Here is an 18,774-nt window from a genome sequence, read left to right as displayed (position 1 = left end):
GTCGGCCATGTCGGCGGGTCGGTCAGCCATGCGGATGGGACCCGCGGAGCTGGTGCAGGCGGCGGCCATGGCCCGCCGCTTCTATCTCGAGGGCAAGTCCAAGATCCAGATCGCCGAGGAGTTCGGCGTCAGCCGCTTCAAGGTGGCCCGGGTCCTGGAGACCGCTCTCGAACGGGACCTTGTACGGATCGAGATCCGCGTGCCCGCGGAGCTGGACGCCGAGCGCTCGGACGCGCTCCGCGCCCGCTACGGGCTGCGGCACGCCGTCGTCGTCGAGTCGCCGTCCTCCACGGACGACGTCGACGAGTCGCCCGACCCGGAGAACCTCGGCGAGGTCGCGGCGGGACTGCTCGGCGAGCTCGTGGCCGAGGGCGACGTGCTCGGCCTCGCGTGGGGCCGCTCGACCATCAACATGGCGGCGGCGCTCGAGGCGCTGCCGCCCTGCACCGTCGTACAGCTCACGGGCGTGTACGACGCGGGCACCGCGGAGCGCGGCTCCGTCGAGGCCGTGCGCCGCGCCGCGCAGGTCTCCGGCGGCGACGCCCACCCCATCTACGCGCCCATGCTCCTTCCGGACGCGGCGACGGCCGCCGCGCTGCGGCACCAGACGGGCATCGCCCGCGCCTTCGAGTACTTCGACAAGGTGACCGTCGCCGCGGTGTCCATCGGCTCCTGGGAGCCGGGCATCTCCACGGTGCACGACATGCTCACGGACGAGGAGCGGGCGCACTACGCCTCGCTCGGCGTCGCCGCCGAGATGTCCGCGCACCTCTTCGACGCCGAGGGCCGCAGGGTCGGGCGCGACCTGGGCGAGCGCTGCATCACCGTCGAGGCGGACCGGCTGCGCCGCATCCCGGAGGTCGTCGCGATCGCCGGGGGCCAGCGCAAGGCCGCGGCCATCGACGCGGTGCTCCGCTCCGGGCTCGTGACCAGCCTGGTCACGGACACGGCGGCGGCCGACCACCTCCTGGAGAAGGGTCCGTCCCCCCGGCCCGCGCTCGACCGCGCGGACCCGGACGGGAACTGACCCGCTCGCAGGAACGACCAGGGGCCCGGTGGTGTCCGGCGTCCGGACGCCGGCGCGTGCCGGTGCGCGGAGGCTGTGGCAGCATCGGGCCCATGATCATTCGGTCGGCGGGGCGCGTCCTGGGCGCGTTGCTCGTCTGTCTCGCGGTCCTCGTCACGGGCTGCGGCACACAGCGGGACAGCGGCACGGAGCGGGACGGCGGCACGGCCTCCACACCCGCCCCGACACCCGCCTGGGCGCGCGGCATGGCGACCGTCACGGCCGACCGGCTGCCCGCCGAGGCCCGCAGGACCCTGCGCCTCATCGACGAGGGCGGGCCCTTCCCCTACGCGAAGGACGGCACGGTCTTCGGCAACTTCGAGGGCCGGCTGCCCCGTGAGCCACGCGGCTACTACCACGAGTACACCGTCCGGACGCCGGGGGAGCGCGGCCGGGGCGCCCGGCGCCTCGTCACCGGCCGCGAGCACGAGACGTACTACACGGACGACCACTACGCGTCGTTCAAGGCGGTGCTGAGATGACGGAGGCACGAGCGTGACGACGGGTGACTGGGCGGGCGGGGACCCCGCCGCTGCGGACGGCGCGACGCCGGGGGCGCCGGCGGGGGTGCTCGGGGCCGTGCGCGGCACCGGGTGGAGCACCGTCGCCCTCGAGCTGAGCGGCGTCCGGGACAAGGACGCCTTCATGGAGCGGTGCGCCACGGCGTTCGCGCTGCCGGAGTGGTTCGGGCGCAACTGGGACGCGCTCGCCGACTGTCTGACGGACCTGTCGTGGCAGCCGCGCGCGCGAGGGCTCCTCGTGGCCGTCACCGGCTGGCAGGAGTACGCGCGCCGGGCACCGGGCGACTGGGAGATCGCGCAGGACGTCTTCGCCGCGGCGGTCGGGCACTGGCGGGGCGAGGACACGGCACTGGAGATCGTCCTGGCACTGGGGCCGCCGGACTGACGGCACCGGGGCGTACGCCGCGCCGACGGCGTACCGGCACGGGAACACACCGGGCGGACGGCGGGCACGCCGGCGGACGCGCGGACACACGGGGGGAACGGGGCATGGAGCTGTACGGGCGGGACCGGGAGCGGGCCGTCGTCGACGGGCTGCTCGACGGGGCGAGGAAACAGCGGGGCGGGGTGCTCGTCGTGCGCGGCGAGGCCGGGATCGGCAAGACGGCCCTGCTGGACCACGCCGCCGAGCACGCCACGGACCTGCGGGTGCTGCGCGGGCTCGGCATCGAGTCGGAGTCGGAGCTGGCCTTCGCGGGCCTGCACCTGCTGCTCGGGGCCCACGCCGACCGGCTCGACGCGCTGCCCGCGCCGCAGGCGCGGGCACTGCGCGCGGCGTTCGGCCTGGACGCCGACTTCCCGGGCGGCGGCGCCGCCGACCGCTTCCTCGTGGGGCTCGCGGTCCTGTCCCTGCTCGGCGAGATCGCCGAGGAGCGGCCCCTGGCCGTGCTCGTCGACGACGCGCAGTGGCTGGACCAGGCGTCCGTGGAAGCCCTGCTCTTCGCCGCGCGGCGGCTCGGCTCCGACCCCGTGGCGCTGGTCTTCGCGGTCCGCGACGGGCATCCGTTCCCCGCGTCGGGCCTCGCCGAACTACGGCTCGCCGGGCTCGACGAGGAGACCGGCGCGCGCCTGCTCCACCAGCACGCCGACGGGCTCCCCGCGCACGTGCGCGGCCTGGTCCTCCGGGAGGCGCGCGGCAATCCGCTGGCCCTGCTCGAACTGCCCGCCGCGCTGAGCGCCGCGCAGCGCTCCGGCGATCTGCACGCCGACTTCTTCCACCTGGGCTCCCGGCCGGTGTCCGAACGCGTCGAGCGCACCTTCCTCGACCGGGCGCGGGCCCTGCCGCCCCGGGCCCAGGACCTGCTCGTGGTCGCCGCCGCCGAGCCCACCGGCGACCTGGGCGCCGTCCTGGCGGCGGGGCGGGCCCTGGACGCCTCGCTCGACGACCTGGCCGCCGCCGAGGCGAGCCGGCTGATCTCCGTGGCCGACGGGCGGCTGCGCTTCACGCACCCGCTGAGCCGTTCCGCGGTGTACCGCGCCGCGCCCCTGTCCCTGCGCACGGTCGTGCACCGCGCCCTCGCCGGGGCCACCACCGCCGACCGCCGCGCCTGGCACCGGGCGGCGGCCGCGACCGGCCCCGACGAGAGCGTCGCCGCCGACCTGGAGCACACCGCTCAGGCCGCACGCCGCCGCGGCGGGCACCAGGCCGAGGCCGCCGCGTACGAACGTGCCGCCGCGCTCTCGCCGACCGACGAGCGGCGCGCCCGGCGGCTCGTGGCCGCGGCCGAGGCCGTGGAGAACGCGGGCGAGCAGCAGCGCGCCGCGGGGCTCGCGGACCGGGCCGCCGCGCACCCGCACGACCCGCTCACCCGGGCCCGGCTCGCCCGCATCCGCGCCACGGCCGCGAACGCGCGCGGCGACCAGCGCGCCGCGCACGCGCTCCTCGTCGAGGCGGCGGCCGAGGTCGGGCCGCACGACGCGCGGGCGGCCGCGTACATGTTCCTGGACGCGATGTCCGCCGCCTGGGCGCTCAACGACCCGGGCATGATCGCGCGGACCTCGGCCGGGCTCACGGCGCTGCGGCCCTCGCTGTCCGGCCCGCACGCCGAGCCCGGGGCCGCACGCCTGATCACCGCCGTCGACGGCCTGGCCACCGTGGCGCTCGGCGACCCGGCCCGGGGGCTGCCCGCAGCGCGCCTCCTCGTCGAGGCGCCCGGCGACGCGGCGGGCGCGCCCGGTCCGGCGAGCGCGCCCGGCCTGTGGGAGCGGGCCAGCACGCACTGGTGGCACCAGCTCATCGGCGACCTGGGCGCCGCGTACGAGCGGGCCCGCGCGCTGGAGCGGGACTGCCGGGCCGGGGACGCGATCGGCCTCATGCCCGCCGCGCTGTTCCACCTCGCGCGGGCGCAGCTGCTCATGGGCCGCCTCCGGGACGCCACGGCGTCCGCCGCCGAGGGCGCGCGGATCGCGGAGGACACCGCGCAGGGCCTGTTCGCGGGGAATCTGCGCGGCGTGCTCGCGCACATCGCCGCGGCCGAGGGTGACGAGGACCGCTGCCGGGCGCTCACCAGGGAGCTCGCCGCGCAGGGCCTGCCCATCGCGGGCGCCTGGTCGAGCGGCGCGCTCGCCCTGCTCGACCTCGGCCACGGCCGCCACGACGAGGCGCTGCACCGCCTGGAGGACCTGTGGGCCGGGCCGCACGGGCACTCCGGCTTCGCCCTGTACGCCCTGCCCGACCTGGTGGAGAGCGCGGTGCGCGTGGGCAGGCCGGAGCGAGCCCGGGCCGCGGCCGCCGCGTTCGCGAAGTGGGCGGACGCCACCGGGCAGCCCTGGGCGCGGGCCGTCGCGCTGCGCTGCCGCGCGCTGCTCGCCACGGTGGGGGTCACCGGAGCCGTGGCGGGGGCGGCGGCCACCGGGGCCGTGGCGGGCGAGGGGGCCACCGGGGCCGACGGGGCCGCTGAGGCCGCCGCGCAGGGCGACCCCGCCGACGCCCTCTTCGCCGAGGCCGTCCGGGTCCACCTGCACGACCAGCGTCCCTTCGAGCGGGCCCGCACCGAGCTCCTGTACGGGGAGTGGCTGCGGCGCAGGCTGCGCAGGTCCGACGCCCGGCCCCGGCTGCGCGCCGCCCTGGAGCTGTTCGACGCGGTCGGCGCCCCGCTGTGGGCGGAGCGCGCCCGCGCCGAGCTGCGGGCCACCGGCGAGACCACGCCGGTCCGCGACCGCGAGCCGGGCCTGCTCGACCGGCTCACGCCGCAGGAGCTCCAGATCGTGCGGCTCGCGGCGACCGGCCTGAGCAACCGGGACATCGCGGCCCAGCTGTTCCTCAGCCCGCGCACCGTCGGCTACCACCTCTACAAGGCGTATCCGAAGCTGGGCGTCGCCTCACGCGGCGAGCTGGCCCGCATGGACCTGGGGGAGTAGGGCCGGGGCGGGGCGGGCGGCGCGGGTGCCTGGACCGGCGTAGGACCGACGACGGACGCACGCCAGTCATGTGACTGATTCGCGTCCCTCCGCCGCTTCCTAGCGTGTTCCTCGCGGCCTTCACCGCCGCGCACAGCCCCAAGCGAACCGCTCGGAACGGGAGTTCAGCCATGTCCGGCCCCAGCAAGTCAGCCACCTCCGCCACACCCGCCGCTCCCGTCACCCCCAGCACGCCCGCGCCGCCGCCGGACCGGGTCTCCGTCAGGACCTGGCTGGCCGTCGTGGCCATGGCGCTCGGCACCTTCGCCATGATCACCGTCGAGGCCCTCCCGGTCGGCCTGATGACCTCGATCAGCGGCGGGCTCGACGTCTCCGAGGGCGCGGTCGGCCTCCTCGTGACCGTGCCGGGGCTCGTGGCCGCGGTGACCGCGCCCGTCCTGCCCGTCCTCATCGGCCGCCTCGACCGACGGCTCGTCCTGCTCGCCCTGCTCACGCTGATGGTCGCGGCCAACGCCCTCTCGGCCGCCGCTTCCGGCTTCGCCCTGCTGCTCGTCGCGCGGTTCGTCGCGGGCGTCAGCATCGGCGGGTTCTGGGCCCTCGCGGCGGGCATCGCCGTGCGGCTCGTGCCCGAGCGGCACATCCCCCGGGCCACCGCGCTCGTCTTCGGCGGCGCGACCGCGGCCAACGTGATCGGCGTGCCCGCGGCGACGTTCGTCGGTGAGCTCTCCGACTGGCGGATCGCGTTCCTGGCCGTCGCCGGGCTCGGCCTGATCGTGGTCGCGGGCCTGGTGTTCCTGCTCCCGAGCCTGCCCGCCACCGAGCCGGTGCGCCTGTCCGAGCTGCCCCGGCAGTTCCGCAACCGCACGGTCCGCGCGGGCGTCATCGCCACCGGCCTGCTCGTGGGCGGCCACTACGCGGCCTTCACCTTCATCAGCCCGATCCTCCAGGACACCTCGGGCGTCAGCGAGAGCCTGATCGGTCCGCTGCTGCTGGTCTACGGCCTCGCGGGCATCGGCGGCACGGTCCTCGCGGGCATCACCGCGACCCGCGACGTCCGCGCCACCATCATCACCATGAGCGTGCTGCTCGCCGCCGTGCTCGCGCTGTTCCCGCTGGTCGGCCGGAGCCCGGCGACCGGGATCGTGCTCCTGGTGCTGTGGGGCCTCGCCTTCGGCGGCATCCCCGTGGCCGTGCAGACCTGGGTGCTCAAGGCCGCGCCCGGCTCGACCGAGGCGGCGACCGCCCTGAACACCTCGATGTTCAACCTGGCCATCGCCTCGGGCGCGGCGCTCGGCGGCGTGGTGGTGAGCGCGGTGTCGCTCACCGCGGTCCTCGGATTCGGCGCGGTGCTCAGCGCGCTCACCTCGCTGGCGGTGTGGCGCACCCGGAAGATCTAGACGCAGCGCAGGCCCGCGGCAGCGGACGGTGGCGCCCTTGGAGGATCTGACCAGGGGGTTCCCGCGCCGCCTGGGTGATCGTCCCAGGCGGCGCAATCGGTTGGGCATGGGACAATGAAGTACGTGCTTTTCCCCCGGCTGTCCGGTTCGGGGGCCACCTCTGATCGACTGGGATGAGCAGCACGTGCGTTTCCTCAATGACATCCAGCCTGCGTACGACCTGACGTACGACGACGTCTTCATGGTCCCGAGGCGCTCCGCCGTCGGTTCCCGCCAGGGTGTCGACCTCGCCTCGCCCGACGGCACCGGCACCACGATCCCGCTGGTCGTCGCCAACATGACGGCGATCGCGGGCCGCCGCATGGCCGAGACCGTCGCCCGTCGCGGCGGGCTCGTCGTCATCCCGCAGGACATCCCGATCGAGGTCGTCACCGAGGTCATCTCCTGGGTGAAGACGCGCCACCACGTCCTGGACACCCCGATCGTCCTCTCGCCGGCCCAGACGGTCGCGGACGCGCTCGCGCTGCTGCCCAAGCGCGCGCACAACGCGGGCGTCGTCGTGGACGCGGACCACCGCCCGGTCGGCGTGGTCACGGACGCGGACCTGAGCGGCGTCGACCGCTTCACGCAGCTCGCCGAGGTCATGTCCAAGGACCTGGTGCTGCTCGACGCGGACATCGACCCGCGCGACGCGTTCAACAAGCTGGACGGCGCCAACCGCCGCTACGCGCCCGCCGTCGACAAGGACGGCCGCCTCGCGGGCATCCTCACCCGCACCGGCGCCCTGCGCGCGACCCTCTACAAGCCCGCCCTGGACGCGGACGGCAAGCTGCGCATCGCCGCCGCCGTCGGCATCAACGGCGACGTGGCGGGCAAGGCCAAGCAGCTGCTCGACGCCGGTGTGGACACGCTCGTCGTGGACACCGCGCACGGCCACCAGGAGTCGATGATCGCCGCGGTCAAGGCCGTGCGCGCGCTCGACCCGCGGGTGCCGATCGTGGCGGGCAACATCGTCGCCGCCGAGGGCGTCCGCGACCTGATCGAGGCCGGCGCCGACATCATCAAGGTCGGCGTGGGCCCCGGCGCCATGTGCACCACGCGCATGATGACCGGCGTCGGCCGCCCGCAGTTCTCCGCCGTCCTGGAGTGCGCCGCCGAGGCCAAGAAGTTCGGCAAGCACGTCTGGGCCGACGGCGGTGTCCGCCACCCGCGCGACGTCGCCATGGCGCTCGCCGCGGGTGCGTCCAACGTCATGATCGGCTCCTGGTTCGCGGGCACGTACGAGTCCCCGGGCGACCTCCAGCAGGACGCGAACGGCCGGCTCTACAAGGAGTCGTTCGGCATGGCCTCGGCCCGCGCGGTGCGCAACCGCACGTCCGAGGAGTCCGCGTACGACCGCGCCCGCAAGGCGCTGTTCGAGGAGGGCATCTCGCACTCCCGCATGTTCCTCGACCCGGCGCGTCCGGGCGTCGAGGACCTGATCGACTCGATCATCGCGGGCGTCCGCTCCTCCTGCACCTACGCGGGCGCGGGCTCCCTGGAGGAGTTCGCCGACCGGGCCACCGTCGGCATCCAGAGCGCCGCCGGATACGCCGAGGGCAAGCCGCTGCACGCCAGCTGGAGCTGACGCGCCGGCCCCCGGGCCCAACTCATCGACGGCCCCCGCGAGTTCGCTCGCGGGGGCCGTCGGCGTTTCCCCGGTGCTTCGGGAAGATTACAAACGGAATACGGATCGGCCGACGGGCGGGATACGGGAGCCGTGCCGACGGGAGCCGCACCGGAAACAAACGGAATCCCCAGCAGCGGACAAATCGGGCGTCACGCAACGGACGAAAGGGACGGCGCAATAAAGATCCGTCCCTTCGGCGCTCACGCAACGATCTTCCGCCGGTGCGCAACGTTGCTGCATTTCGGCTGAGAAGCGGAACCCCTTAGAGTCTGGCGCTGTACGTGGCGTGGCGGGGACTGCCTGCTCGGTGGTTCCCGTGGTGATGCCCGGGCTGCCGTGGGTCCCGGCCATTTCGACCGGCAGCGATTAAGGAGCCACCCGTGCTCGACCAGGGCGCCCCCCCGAAGACCCGCCCACGCCCCCAGGGCGACAGCGGTTTCGGCAGCCGAATAACGCGGCGCAAGCCGGTGGACCGCCTGGTCGCCGAGGGCGGCCAGGGCGAGGGCGGCACGCTCCGCCGGACCCTCGGCATGTGGCAGCTGACCATGATCAGCATCGGCGCGACGCTCGGCACCGGCATCTTCGTGGTGCTCGGCGAGAGCGTGCCCAAGGCCGGCCCGGCCGTGACGGTCTCCTTCGTCATCGCCGGACTCACCGCCCTGTTCTCGGCCCTGTCCTACGCCGAGCTCGCGGGCACCATCCCGGTGGCCGGATCCTCGTACTCGTACGCGTACGCGACGATGGGCGAGCTCGTCGCCTGGGTCTGCGGCTGGTGCCTGGTCCTGGAGTACGGCGTGTCTGTCGCGGCCGTCGCCGTCGGCTGGGGCCAGTACCTGAACGAGCTGCTCGACGGCACCATCGGCGTCACCATCCCGGACGCGCTCTCCGCGGCGCCCGGCGAGGTCGACGGGGCGATCATCAACCTGCCCGGCCTGATCGTCGTGCTGCTCGCCATGGTGTTCCTGCTCGGCGGCGCCAAGGAGTCCGCCCGCGCGAACACGATCATGGTCATCGTGAAGATCGCGGCCCTCGTGCTGTTCTGCGCGGTCGGCTTCACGGGCTTCAAGTCCGGCAACTACGCCGACTTCATGCCGCTCGGCGTCGCCGGGGTCAGCGCGGCCGGAGCGAGCCTGTTCTTCTCCTACATCGGCTTCGACGCCGCCTCCACCGCCGGTGAGGAGGCCAAGAACCCGCAGCGCGACCTGCCCCGCGCGATCATGCTCTCGCTGATCATCGTCACCGCCCTGTACGTCCTGGTCGCCGCCGTCGCCGTCGGCGCCTGGAACTGGAAGGACTTCGAGGGCTCCGAGGCGTCGCTCACCGCGATCATGAACGACGTCACCGGCCAGACCTTCTGGGGCACCCTGCTCGCCGCCGGTGCCGTCATCTCGATCGCCAGCGTCGTCCTGACCGTCCTCTACGGCCAGACCCGCGTGCTGTTCGCGATGTCCCGCGACGGCCTCGTGCCGAAGACGTTCGCCAAGGTCAGCGGCAAGACCGGCACGCCCCGCGTGAACACCGTCATCGTGTCCCTGTTCTGCGGCGTCCTCGCCTCGGTGATCCCGCTCGGCAAGCTCGTCGACGCCACCAGCATCGGCACGCTCTTCGCCTTCGGCCTGGTCAACATCGCCGTGGTCATCCTGCGCCGCACCCGCCCCGACATGCCCCGCACCTTCCGGGTGCCGCTCGGCTGGCTCTTCCCGGTGCTCGGCTTCGGCTTCTGCGCCTACAACATGTACAACCTCGACGCGGCGACCTGGAAGGTCTTCGGTGTCTGGATGGTCGTCGGGCTCGTGTTCTACTTCCTGTACGGGATGCGCCGCTCCCGTCTGGAGACCGAGCCGCCCGCCGCGGAGGCCTCCGCAGTGAAGTGACACGCAGAGAAGTGAACGACCCCCAGTGCGACTGAACGATCTCGACGAACGCATCGTGCACGCCCTCGCCGAGGACGCCCGCCGCTCCTACGCCGACATCGGCCAGCTCGTCGGCCTGTCCGCGCCCGCCGTGAAGCGGCGCGTGGACCGGCTGCGGGCCACCGGAGCGATCACCGGATTCACCGTCCGCGTCGACCCGGCCGCGCTCGGCTGGGAGACCGAGGGGTTCATCGAGATCTACTGTCGCCGCAACACCTCGCCGGAGGCGATCCAGCGCGGTCTGGAGCGCTATCCGGAGGTCGCGTCCGCCTCCACCGTCACGGGGGAGGCGGACGCGCTCGTGCAGGTCTTCGCCGCGGACATGCGTCATTTCGAGCGCGTGCTCGAGCGGATCGCGGGTGAGCCGTTCGTTGAGCGCACCAAGTCGGTGCTCGTCCTTTCACCGCTGATGCGGCGGTTCTCCTCGGGGTCGCCTGCTTAGTCGTTCGCTGCGGGTGCGTCGTGGCCGGGCGCGCCCACGCGGCGGAGCCGCATATCGAAACAGCCCCGCGCCCCTTCGGGGCGCTTTCCCCCAAGGGGCGCGGGCGGCCCCACCCCCGTGCGGGCCGCCCGTGCCCCGGCTCAGTTGCCCTCGGGGTACGGCGGGTTCCACGGGGTCACGTGGAAGTCGCCGGTGCCCTTCTTGAGCTTTTCGAAGGGGGCGGCGCTGTTGCACTTGGTCAGCTTCTTGTCGCCGGTGGGGCCGCCGGTCGCGCCCCAGCTGTAGCCGACGCGGTCGTTCTTGCCCTGGTCGTGGACGCTGAAGCCGACGCGGCCGCCCTTGATCTCCTTGATGTTGGTGTCGGTGATGACGCCGGTCGTCGTCGCCACCTTGCCGCCCGTCACCAGGCAGTCGATCCGGCCCTTGGCCCAGCCGCCCTTGCCGCCCGGCTTGTCCAGGTGGACGAACTTGAAGGTGCCGGTGGCCTTGGACGGGTCGCCGTTGTGCCGCTCGGCCAGGTGCGCGTCGAAGGTGAAGGTGACGTCCTCCGTCGTCTTGCGGAACATCTTGCCCGTGCCGGTGAGCGCGGCCGCCTCACGGGGCTTCGCCTGCTGCTCGGCGGCCGGTGCGGGGCGCGTGACGTCCTCGCCGGACGCGGCGGCCACGCCCGCCGCCCCCGCGGCGACCAGGAACGCCGCGCTCACGGCGAGGACGCGGGTGCTGTTGCGGGTGAAGGTGATGCGGCTCACGGGAAGCCCTCCGTCGATCGAAGTGACCCGGTCGTTCCGGGTGACTTCACGATCTCCCGGGCCGGGGTCCCGGCACGTCGGGCCCGAGGCTGCTCTCCGCTTCCCCCGCGCGGGGGAGCCCCGGGGCGGCCGTCTGCGCCCCAGGTCGGACCTCTCGTAGCCCTCCAGCACACGGGTCACCGCCCGTACGCGCCCCGTACACCGTCCTTACGCGACCCGTACGCCGCCCCGCAACGAATCTCCGTCCCGGCCCCCGGACGCGCAACGGATCGCGGGGGCAGGCGCAACGGTCGTGTCTTGTCCCGTCACACCCGCGAAACGTACGGTCTATCCGACTCACCCCGCCCCCGCCCGTGCCCCTTCTGCGCCCCCGAGGTCAGCCATGCCGCCGCTGCGCACCGCCCTGCTCCAGAGCTCGGGGCGTCCCGGCTCCGTCGCCGCCAACCTCAAGGTCCTGGACGAGGCCGCCGCCCGCGCCGCGGCCGCCGGGGCGCGGCTCCTGGTGACGCCGGAGATGTTCCTGACGGGCTACGCCATCGGCGACGACGTGCCGCGCCTCGCCGAGCCCGCGGACGGCGAGGCGGCCGACGCCGTCGCCGAGACCGCGGTGCGCCACGGCGTGGCCATCGCCTACGCCTACCCCGAGCGCGACGGCGAGCGGGTCTACAACGCCGTCCAGCTCATCGGCGCCGACGGCACCCGCCTCGCCAACTACCGCAAGACCCACCTCTTCGGCTGCTTCGAGCGCGACCACTTCACGCCCGGGGAGCAGCCGGTCGTCCAGGCCGAGCTCGACGGCGTCCGGATCGGCCTGATGATCTGCTACGACGTGGAGTTCCCCGAGAACGTCCGCGCCCACGCCCTGGCGGGCACCGACCTGCTGCTCGTGCCGACGGCCCAGATGCACCCCTTCCAGTTCGTCGCCGAGTCGGTCGTGCCCGTGCGCGCCTTCGAGAACCAGATGTACGTCGCGTACGTCAACCGCGTCGGCCACGAGGGCGAGTTCGAGTTCGTCGGCCTGTCGACGCTCGCGGGCCCCGACGGCGTGGCCCGCGCCCGCGCCGGGCGCGGCGACGAGCTGGTGTTCGCCGACGCCGACCCGGAGTTCCTGGCCGCCTCCCGCGAGGCCAACCCCTACCTGCGCGACCGCCGCCCCGGCCTGTACGCGTCCCTCGGCTGAGCCGAGCCCCCACCCGTACCACCGTTCCGTACTGTGCAAGGAGTCCGTACCCCATGACGTCCACGGTGCCCACCGCCGTCCAGCACACCGACGCGCAGCCGCCCATCACCATGTTCGGGCCGGACTTCCCGTACGCGTACGACGACTTCCTCGCGCACCCGGCGGGGCTCGGGCAGATACCCGCGACCGAGCTCGGCACCGAGGTCGCCGTGATCGGCGGCGGTCTGTCCGGCATCGTGGCGGCGTACGAGCTGATGAAGATGGGCCTCAAGCCCGTCGTGTACGAGGCCGACCAGATCGGCGGCCGGCTGCGCACCGTCGGCTTCGAGGGCTGCGACCCGTCGCTGACCGCCGAGATGGGCGCGATGCGCTTCCCGCCGTCCTCGACGGCGCTCCAGCACTACATCGACCTGGTGGGCCTGGAAACGCGGCCGTTCCCCAACCCCCTGGCGGAGTCGACGCCCTCGACCGTCGTCGACCTCAAGGGCGAGTCGCACTACGCCGAGACCGTCGCCGACCTGCCGCAGGTCTACCGCGACGTGGCGAAGGCGTGGAACGACTGCCTGGAGGAGGGCGCGGACTTCTCCGACATGAACCGCGCGCTGCGCGAGCGCGACGTGCCGAAGATCCGCGAGATCTGGGCGAAGCTCGTCGAGAAGCTCGACAACCAGACCTTCTACGGCTTCCTCTGCGAGTCCGAGGCCTTCAAGTCCTTCCGGCACCGCGAGATCTTCGGCCAGGTCGGCTTCGGCACCGGCGGCTGGGACACGGACTTCCCCAACTCCATCCTGGAGATCCTGCGCGTCGTCTACACCGAGGCGGACGACCACCACCGCGGCATCGTCGGCGGCTCCCAGCAGCTGCCCCTCCGCCTGTGGGACCGCGAGCCGCGGAAGATCACGCACTGGCCGCTCGGCACCTCCCTGGCCGAGCTGCACGAGGGCCGCGCGCCGAAGCCCGCCGTGACCCGGCTGCACCGCACCGCGGGCAACAACATCACGGTGACCGACGCGAACGGCGACATCCGCACCTACCGGGCGGCGATCTTCACCGCGCAGTCCTGGATGCTGCTCTCCAAGATCGAGTGCGACGACTCGCTGTTCCCCATCGACCACTGGACGGCGATGGAGCGCACGCACTACATGGAGTCGTCCAAGCTCTTCGTGCCGGTGGACCGGCCGTTCTGGCTCGATAAGGACGAGGAGACGGGCCGGGACGTCATGTCGATGACGCTCACCGACCGCATGACGCGCGGCACCTACCTGCTCGACGACGGCCCGGACAAGCCCGCCGTCATCTGCCTCTCGTACACCTGGTGCGACGACAGCCTGAAGTGGCTGCCCCTCTCGGCGAACGAGCGCATGGACGTCATGCTCAAGTCGCTCGGCGAGATCTACCCGAAGGTCGACATCCGCAAGCACATCATCGGCAACCCGGTGACCGTGTCCTGGGAGAACGAGCCCTACTTCATGGGCGCGTTCAAGGCCAACCTGCCGGGCCACTACCGCTACCAGCGGCGCCTGTTCACGCACTTCATGCAGGACGGCCTCCCCGAGGACAAGCGCGGCATCTTCCTCGCGGGCGACGACATCTCCTGGACGGCGGGCTGGGCCGAGGGCGCCGTGACGACCGCCCTGAACGCCGTGTGGGGCGTCATGCACCACCTCGGCGGCACCACGGACCCGACGAACCCCGGCCCCGGCGACCTCTACGAGGACATCGCGCCGGTCGAGCTGCCGGAGGACTGAGGCCGACGGGGGGCCCGCGCCCGAGCGCGGGGCCCCCGTCGCCGCGCTACACCCCCGCGGCCCGCGCAGCCGCGTACAGCTCGGCGGCGACGTCCTTGAGCTCCTGCGCGTCGCGCACACTGGTCTGGACGTCGATGAAGATCTCGTCGAGGCCGACCGCGGCGTGCGCGGCCAGGTCCTCGGCGATCTGCTCGACGCTGCCCCGGAAGGGCGCGCGGTCGGCGCCGTCGTAGGCCTTGGGCGTGTACCGGGGGTTGACGCGCAGGACGGAGCGGACGGGCTCCGCGCGGCCGCGCTCGGCGGCCACCTCGCGGAGCCGTCGCCACTGCCCGGCGAGCTCGTCGGCGCCCGTGCCGATCGGCATCCAGCCGTCCGCCCGGTCCACCAGGCGGCGCAGCGCGCGCGGGCTGTTCGCGGGCAGCAGGATCGGGATGGGCCGCGCGGGCTTCGGGCCGACCTCCGACGGCACGATCCGCGACAGCTCGCCCTCGTGCGCCACCGGGTCGGGGCCCCACACCGCGCGGCACACGTCGATGACCTCGTCGAGCGCCGCGCCGCGCCGCTCGAAGGGGGCGACCGCGGCGGCCGCGTACTCGTCCACGGACCAGCCGGTGCCGAGGCCCGCGACGACCCGGCCGCCGCTGGCCGCGTCGAGCGAGGCCAGCGAGCGGGCCAGCTGGAAGGGCACGTGCAGCGGGGCCACCAGGACGCTGGTGCCGAGCCGGGCCCGCTCGGTGGCCGTCGCGGCGAGGGCCAGCGTGACCAGGGGGTCGGCGACCGAGCGGTAGTCGTCGGGCCAGGGCAGGCCCGGGACGCCGTACAGGCCGTGCGCGGGGGGCTCGGGGAACAGGACGCGCTCGAAGACCCACAGGCTGTCGAAGCCGGTCCGCTCGGCGAAGCGCGCCACGTCCGGGACGTCGCGCCCGAGGTCCGCCCACTTCAGCTGCGGCAGGCCCAGTCCGAGTCGGGTCGTCATCGTTGTCCTCCTGCGGGGGAGATCGCCGTGGCCGGTTCAACGTACAACGAAGGCACGGGAGTTCCGGTGCGGCCGCTCCGCGCCTGGCCGGATCGGCCCGGCGTCAGTCGGGCAGCGGAGTGAGCAGCATCCGCCCCACCAGGCCCACCGCCCCGTCGAGCCGCTCGCGCAACTCTCCGGCGACGGCCGGGAGATGGCGCAGGGCCCACAGGGCGCGCGCCGTCGACCAGGCGCTGTCCCGGGCCCGCTCCAGGCTCCAGGAGCCCAGCAGATGGGTCAGCGGATCGGCGACCTGGAACACGTCGGGGCCCGGCATCAGCTCTTCGCGGACGCGCTCCTCCAGCGACACGAGGATGTCGCCCACGCGGTCGAACTCGTCCTCCAGGTCGGCCGGTTCGCAGCCGAGGGCACGGCAGGTGTCGACGACGGCGAGCGCCAGGTCGTGCCCGATGTGCGCGTTGACGCCCGCGAGGGCGAACTGCAGCGGCCGTACGCCCGGATGCCGCCGGAGCTGGAACAGCGGACGCCAGCAGGCGGGCGGGCGCCGGTCGGCGGCCACCGCGTCCACGGCCGCCAGATAGCGCTCGGCGAAGCGGACGTCCAGTGTGACGGCGGCCTCGACGTCCAGGAACGCGCCCGCGCCGACGTGCCGGCCGACCTCCTGAGTCACCGTGAGGTACACGCGGTTGAAGACCGCGACGCCGTCCCGGCGCGGCCACGCCCTGTCAAGGGCGCGCATGCGCGCCACCACCGCGTCCACGTCGCGCGCCACCACGTCCACTCCGTGCGCCGGGTGAGTGCACTCGGCCAACCGCTCCAACCGCGCCATGGGGGCAGGGTCCCAGCCCTAGCCTTGCGCACGGGTCCGCCGGGCGGGCGCTTCCCCAGAACGGGGGAACGGCCCGCGACGGACCCCCGGGGGAGCGGTACGAGGGGGGAGCGGGACGTGGGGGAGACACGTGCGCGCGGCCGGGGCGGGCGGTGGCGCGGGCTCGGCGGGATCACGGCGACGGCGGCCCTGGTGGTGGCGGCCACCGGGGTGCTGGCCGGGGCGGTGACCGTGGCCGGGAACGACGGGCCGGGCCGGACCGAGGCCGTGGAGGGGCCGCGGTCGGGTCCGGCGCCGCCCGGGCACGCGGGGTCGGCGCGGCCGTCGCGGCCGGGAGGGGACGCGGCGGCCGGTGCCGGAGAGCTGTACCGGGCCGAGGACGCGCAGGTCGTCGCGTGGGTGCGGGCGCACCGGGACGACCCGAGAAGCCCGCTGATCGCGTCCCGGATCGCCGCCCGGCCCGCCGCCGTGTGGTTCACCGACCCCCGGCCGTGGGCCGTCACGGCGCAGGTGCGGGCGGTCACGGAGCGGGCGGGCGACCGGGTGCCGGTCCTCGTCGCGTACGCGATCCCGAACCGCGACTGCGGCGGCCCCTCGCGGGGCGGGGTGCCTCGCCTCGCCGCGTACGCCCGGTGGATCGAGCGGTTCGCGGCGGGCCTCGGCTCCCGTGCGGCCGTCGTCATCCTGGAGCCGGACGCCGTCGCGCTCGCGGACTGCCTGTCCCCGGGTGAGCGGTCGCGGCGGTTCGCGGCGCTGGCCCGCGCGGGCGCCGTCCTGAAGCGGGCGAACCCCGCGGCGCGCGTCTACTACGACGGCGGGCACTCGGGCTGGCACCGGCCCGAGCGGCAGGCGGCCGCGCTGCGCCGGGCGGGCGCGGCGTCCCCCGCCTCGTCGGACGGCGTGTTCACGAACGTGTCCAACTTCCACCGCACCGCCGCCGAAGTGGCGTACGCGCGTCGGGTCCTCACCGCCCTGGGCGGGCCGCGCGGCCTCGGCGCCGTCATCGACACCAGCCGCAACGGCAACGGCGCCCCGGCGGACGGCCGGTGGTGCGACCCCGCGGGGCGCCGCGTCGGCCGCCCGCCCACGCTGCGCACCGGCGCGGCCCGCATCGACGCCTACCTCTGGGTCAAGCTGCCCGGGGAGTCGGACGGGTGCCGGGGCAGGCCCGGCACCTTCTCGCCGGGGTACGCCTACGACTTGGCGCGCGGCTGACCGGGGGAGCCGCCGGTGCCCCGCCCGTCCGGCTCCTGCTCGTCGTACGACGACGTCCCCGAGTCGAGCAGCGGCTCCTGGGACTTGAGGTGGGCGGGGGCGAAGGCGCGCAGCACGTGGTAGCCGGTGATCACCACGATGGTGCCGAGGGCGATGCCGCTGAGGGAGAAGGTGTCGGTGAACTTCAGCGAGACGTTGCCGACGCCGATGATGATGCCCGCGGCGGCCGGGACCAGGTTCAGCGGATTGCGCAGGTCGACGTCGGCGTTGATCCAGATCTGGGCGCCGAGCAGGCCGATCATGCCGTACAGGATGACGGTGATGCCGCCGAGCACCCCGCCGGGGATCGCGGCGACGACCGCGCCGAACTTGGGGCACAGGCCGAAGAGCAGCGCGAAGGCGGCGGCCGCCCAGTACGCGGCCGTGGAGTAGACGCGGGTCGCGGCCATCACGCCGATGTTCTCGGAGTACGTGGTGTTGGGCGGGCCGCCGACCGCCGTGGACAGCATGGACGCCGCGCCGTCCGCGGAGATCGCGGTGCCGAGCTTGTCGTCGAGGGAGTCGCCGGTCATCTCGCCGACCGCCTTGACGTGGCCGGCGTTCTCGGCGACCAGGGCGATCACGACGGGCAGCGCGACGAGGATCGCCGACCACTCGAAGCTCGGGCCGTGGAAGGTGGGCAGGCCGATCCAGTCCGCGTTGCCGACCGCCGACAGGTCCAGGCGCCAGTGGTCGGTGACCTTGCCGGAGCCGTCCGCCGAGTGGATCTTGCCGAAGACCGTGTCGAGGGCCCAGGACAGCGCGTAGCCGAAGAGCAGACCGAGGAAGATCGCGACCCGGGACCAGAAACCCCGCAGGCACACCACGGCCAATCCGGTGAACAGCATGACGCACAGGGCCGTCCACTGGTCCTGCGGCCAGTAGGTCGAGGCCGTCACCGGGGCGAGGTTGAAGCCGATCAGCATGACGACCGCGCCGGTGACGATCGGCGGCATCGCCGCGTGGATGATCCGCGCGCCGAACCGCTGTACGGCGAGCCCCACCACGAACAGCGCCGCGCCCACCACGAACACCGCGCCCGTCACCGTGGCGCTGGAGCCGCCCTGGGCGCGGATCACGGCCGCCACGCCCACGAAGGACAGCGAGCAGCCGAGGTAGCTGGGCACCCGGCCGCGCGTGGCGAGCAGGAAGATGACGGTCGCGACGCCCGACATCATGATCGCGAGGTTCGGGTCGAGGCCCATGAGGACCGGGGCGACGAACGACGCCCCGAACATCGCCACCACGTGCTGGGCGCCGAGCCCGAACGTCCGGGGCCACGAGAGCCGTTCGTCGGGTCGGACGACGGCCCCGGGCGCGGGGGTGCGCCCGTCGCCGTGCAGCCGCCAGCGCACGCCGAGATCCATGGTGAGTTCGCTTTCTGTGCGCGGGACGAGCTGTGCCGTCGCGGAGGACGGGCCTGTCGTCGCGGGGGACGAGCTGTGTCGTCATGTCGACGATCAGCGTCGACATGTTAGTGCGACGTAAGTGCGACTTCTTTCCAGCGGTGTCCGATGCGGTGGCCGGTGCGGCATTCGGTGCGGTGTCCGGTACGGCATTCGGTGCGGCAGCCGGTGCTGTGTCCGGTACGGCTGCCGGGTCCCGGTGGGTAGGGCTCCCCGGCTCCTTCCGGTACGGTGGCGCGGCCAGGTCGATGAACTTTGTTCATG

Annotated in this window: 15 protein-coding genes; 11 read left to right on the top strand and 4 right to left on the bottom strand. The window is 73.9% G+C overall.

Annotated elements, in window-relative coordinates; translation table 11 throughout:
- The first annotated feature begins 28 nt into the window (after nucleotides 1–28).
- The 8 genes from C9F11_RS07770 (at nucleotide 29) to C9F11_RS07735 (ending at nucleotide 10,368) form a co-directional block, all read left to right on the top strand.
- Entirely contained in the window at nucleotides 29–1,027 is a 999-nt protein-coding gene (locus C9F11_RS07770) for a sugar-binding domain-containing protein (protein ID WP_249401638.1), read from the top strand.
- A gap of 92 nt (nucleotides 1,028–1,119) precedes the next feature.
- Complete coding sequence (locus C9F11_RS07765) at nucleotides 1,120–1,548, top strand: ribonuclease domain-containing protein (protein ID WP_138958548.1); 429 nt, start codon at nucleotides 1,120–1,122, stop codon at nucleotides 1,546–1,548.
- 13 nt (nucleotides 1,549–1,561) lie between these two features.
- Nucleotides 1,562–1,972 carry a barstar family protein gene (locus C9F11_RS48560; protein ID WP_249401637.1) on the top strand — a complete coding sequence of 137 codons (411 nt, stop codon included), beginning with the start codon at nucleotides 1,562–1,564 and terminating at the stop codon, nucleotides 1,970–1,972.
- Nucleotides 1,973–2,076: 104 nt separating this feature from the next.
- Nucleotides 2,077–4,947 carry a LuxR family transcriptional regulator gene (locus C9F11_RS07755; RefSeq protein ID WP_138958547.1) on the top strand — a complete coding sequence of 957 codons (2,871 nt, stop codon included), beginning with the start codon at nucleotides 2,077–2,079 and terminating at the stop codon, nucleotides 4,945–4,947.
- A gap of 170 nt (nucleotides 4,948–5,117) precedes the next feature.
- Complete coding sequence (locus C9F11_RS07750) at nucleotides 5,118–6,344, top strand: MFS transporter (protein ID WP_138958546.1); 1,227 nt, start codon at nucleotides 5,118–5,120, stop codon at nucleotides 6,342–6,344.
- Between the two features lie 184 nt (nucleotides 6,345–6,528).
- Entirely contained in the window at nucleotides 6,529–7,971 is a 1,443-nt protein-coding gene (locus C9F11_RS07745) for a GuaB1 family IMP dehydrogenase-related protein (RefSeq protein WP_171075669.1), read from the top strand.
- A 422-nt stretch (nucleotides 7,972–8,393) separates the two neighbouring features.
- Nucleotides 8,394–9,887 (top strand): amino acid permease, encoded by a 1,494-nt coding sequence (locus C9F11_RS07740; RefSeq protein WP_138958544.1) that lies wholly within the window; start codon nucleotides 8,394–8,396, stop codon nucleotides 9,885–9,887.
- A gap of 25 nt (nucleotides 9,888–9,912) precedes the next feature.
- Nucleotides 9,913–10,368, top strand: a complete 456-nt coding sequence (locus C9F11_RS07735) for an Lrp/AsnC family transcriptional regulator (protein ID WP_030674789.1) — start codon at nucleotides 9,913–9,915, stop codon at nucleotides 10,366–10,368.
- Nucleotides 10,369–10,508: 140 nt separating this feature from the next.
- On the opposite strand, the gene C9F11_RS07730 is transcribed toward C9F11_RS07735, so the two are convergent.
- Complete coding sequence (locus C9F11_RS07730) at nucleotides 10,509–11,117, bottom strand: Repetin (protein ID WP_138958543.1); 609 nt, start codon at nucleotides 11,115–11,117, stop codon at nucleotides 10,509–10,511.
- A gap of 382 nt (nucleotides 11,118–11,499) precedes the next feature.
- Here C9F11_RS07730 and C9F11_RS07725 point away from each other — a divergent pair, with 382 nt between their 5' ends.
- Entirely contained in the window at nucleotides 11,500–12,297 is a 798-nt protein-coding gene (locus C9F11_RS07725) for a carbon-nitrogen hydrolase family protein (RefSeq protein ID WP_171075668.1), read from the top strand.
- A gap of 53 nt (nucleotides 12,298–12,350) precedes the next feature.
- A complete protein-coding gene (locus tag C9F11_RS07720; protein WP_138958542.1) occupies nucleotides 12,351–14,045 on the top strand; it encodes an NAD(P)/FAD-dependent oxidoreductase in 1,695 nt (564 codons plus the stop codon).
- A gap of 46 nt (nucleotides 14,046–14,091) precedes the next feature.
- Here the strand turns inward: C9F11_RS07720 and C9F11_RS07715 are convergent, their stop codons facing one another.
- Complete coding sequence (locus tag C9F11_RS07715) at nucleotides 14,092–15,021, bottom strand: LLM class F420-dependent oxidoreductase (RefSeq protein WP_138958541.1); 930 nt, start codon at nucleotides 15,019–15,021, stop codon at nucleotides 14,092–14,094.
- A 103-nt stretch (nucleotides 15,022–15,124) separates the two neighbouring features.
- Nucleotides 15,125–15,781: a DUF5995 family protein gene (locus C9F11_RS07710; RefSeq protein ID WP_269078126.1), complete on the bottom strand. Its 657-nt coding sequence runs from the start codon at nucleotides 15,779–15,781 to the stop codon at nucleotides 15,125–15,127.
- 240 nt (nucleotides 15,782–16,021) lie between these two features.
- Here C9F11_RS07710 and C9F11_RS07705 point away from each other — a divergent pair, with 240 nt between their 5' ends.
- Complete coding sequence (locus C9F11_RS07705) at nucleotides 16,022–17,065, top strand: glycoside hydrolase family 6 protein (protein WP_138966221.1); 1,044 nt, start codon at nucleotides 16,022–16,024, stop codon at nucleotides 17,063–17,065.
- On the opposite strand, the gene C9F11_RS07700 is transcribed toward C9F11_RS07705, so the two are convergent.
- A complete protein-coding gene (locus C9F11_RS07700) occupies nucleotides 17,044–18,471 on the bottom strand; it encodes a solute carrier family 23 protein (RefSeq protein WP_138958540.1) in 1,428 nt (475 codons plus the stop codon). The two genes, C9F11_RS07705 and C9F11_RS07700, sit on opposite strands and share 22 nt — an antisense overlap.
- Between the last annotated feature and the right edge of the window lie 303 nt (nucleotides 18,472–18,774).

The organism is Streptomyces sp. YIM 121038 (assembly GCF_006088715.1).
Taxonomy (GTDB): Bacteria; Actinomycetota; Actinomycetes; order Streptomycetales; family Streptomycetaceae; genus Streptomyces.
This window is presented reverse-complemented; position numbering and strand designations above follow the sequence as displayed.

Excerpts from the sequence above, each read along its gene's own strand:
- C9F11_RS07715 (WP_138958541.1), bottom strand. The coding sequence starts at position 15,021 with ATGACGACCCGACTCGGACTGGGCCTGCCGCAGCTGAAGTGGGCGGAC.
- C9F11_RS07770 (WP_249401638.1), top strand. The coding sequence starts at position 29 with ATGCGGATGGGACCCGCGGAGCTGGTGCAGGCGGCGGCCATGGCCCGC.
- C9F11_RS07700 (WP_138958540.1), bottom strand. The coding sequence starts at position 18,471 with ATGGATCTCGGCGTGCGCTGGCGGCTGCACGGCGACGGGCGCACCCCC.
- C9F11_RS07765 (WP_138958548.1), top strand. The coding sequence starts at position 1,120 with ATGATCATTCGGTCGGCGGGGCGCGTCCTGGGCGCGTTGCTCGTCTGT.
- C9F11_RS07750 (WP_138958546.1), top strand. The coding sequence starts at position 5,118 with ATGTCCGGCCCCAGCAAGTCAGCCACCTCCGCCACACCCGCCGCTCCC.
- C9F11_RS07720 (WP_138958542.1), top strand. The coding sequence starts at position 12,351 with ATGACGTCCACGGTGCCCACCGCCGTCCAGCACACCGACGCGCAGCCG.
- C9F11_RS07725 (WP_171075668.1), top strand. The coding sequence starts at position 11,500 with ATGCCGCCGCTGCGCACCGCCCTGCTCCAGAGCTCGGGGCGTCCCGGC.
- C9F11_RS07755 (WP_138958547.1), top strand. The coding sequence starts at position 2,077 with ATGGAGCTGTACGGGCGGGACCGGGAGCGGGCCGTCGTCGACGGGCTG.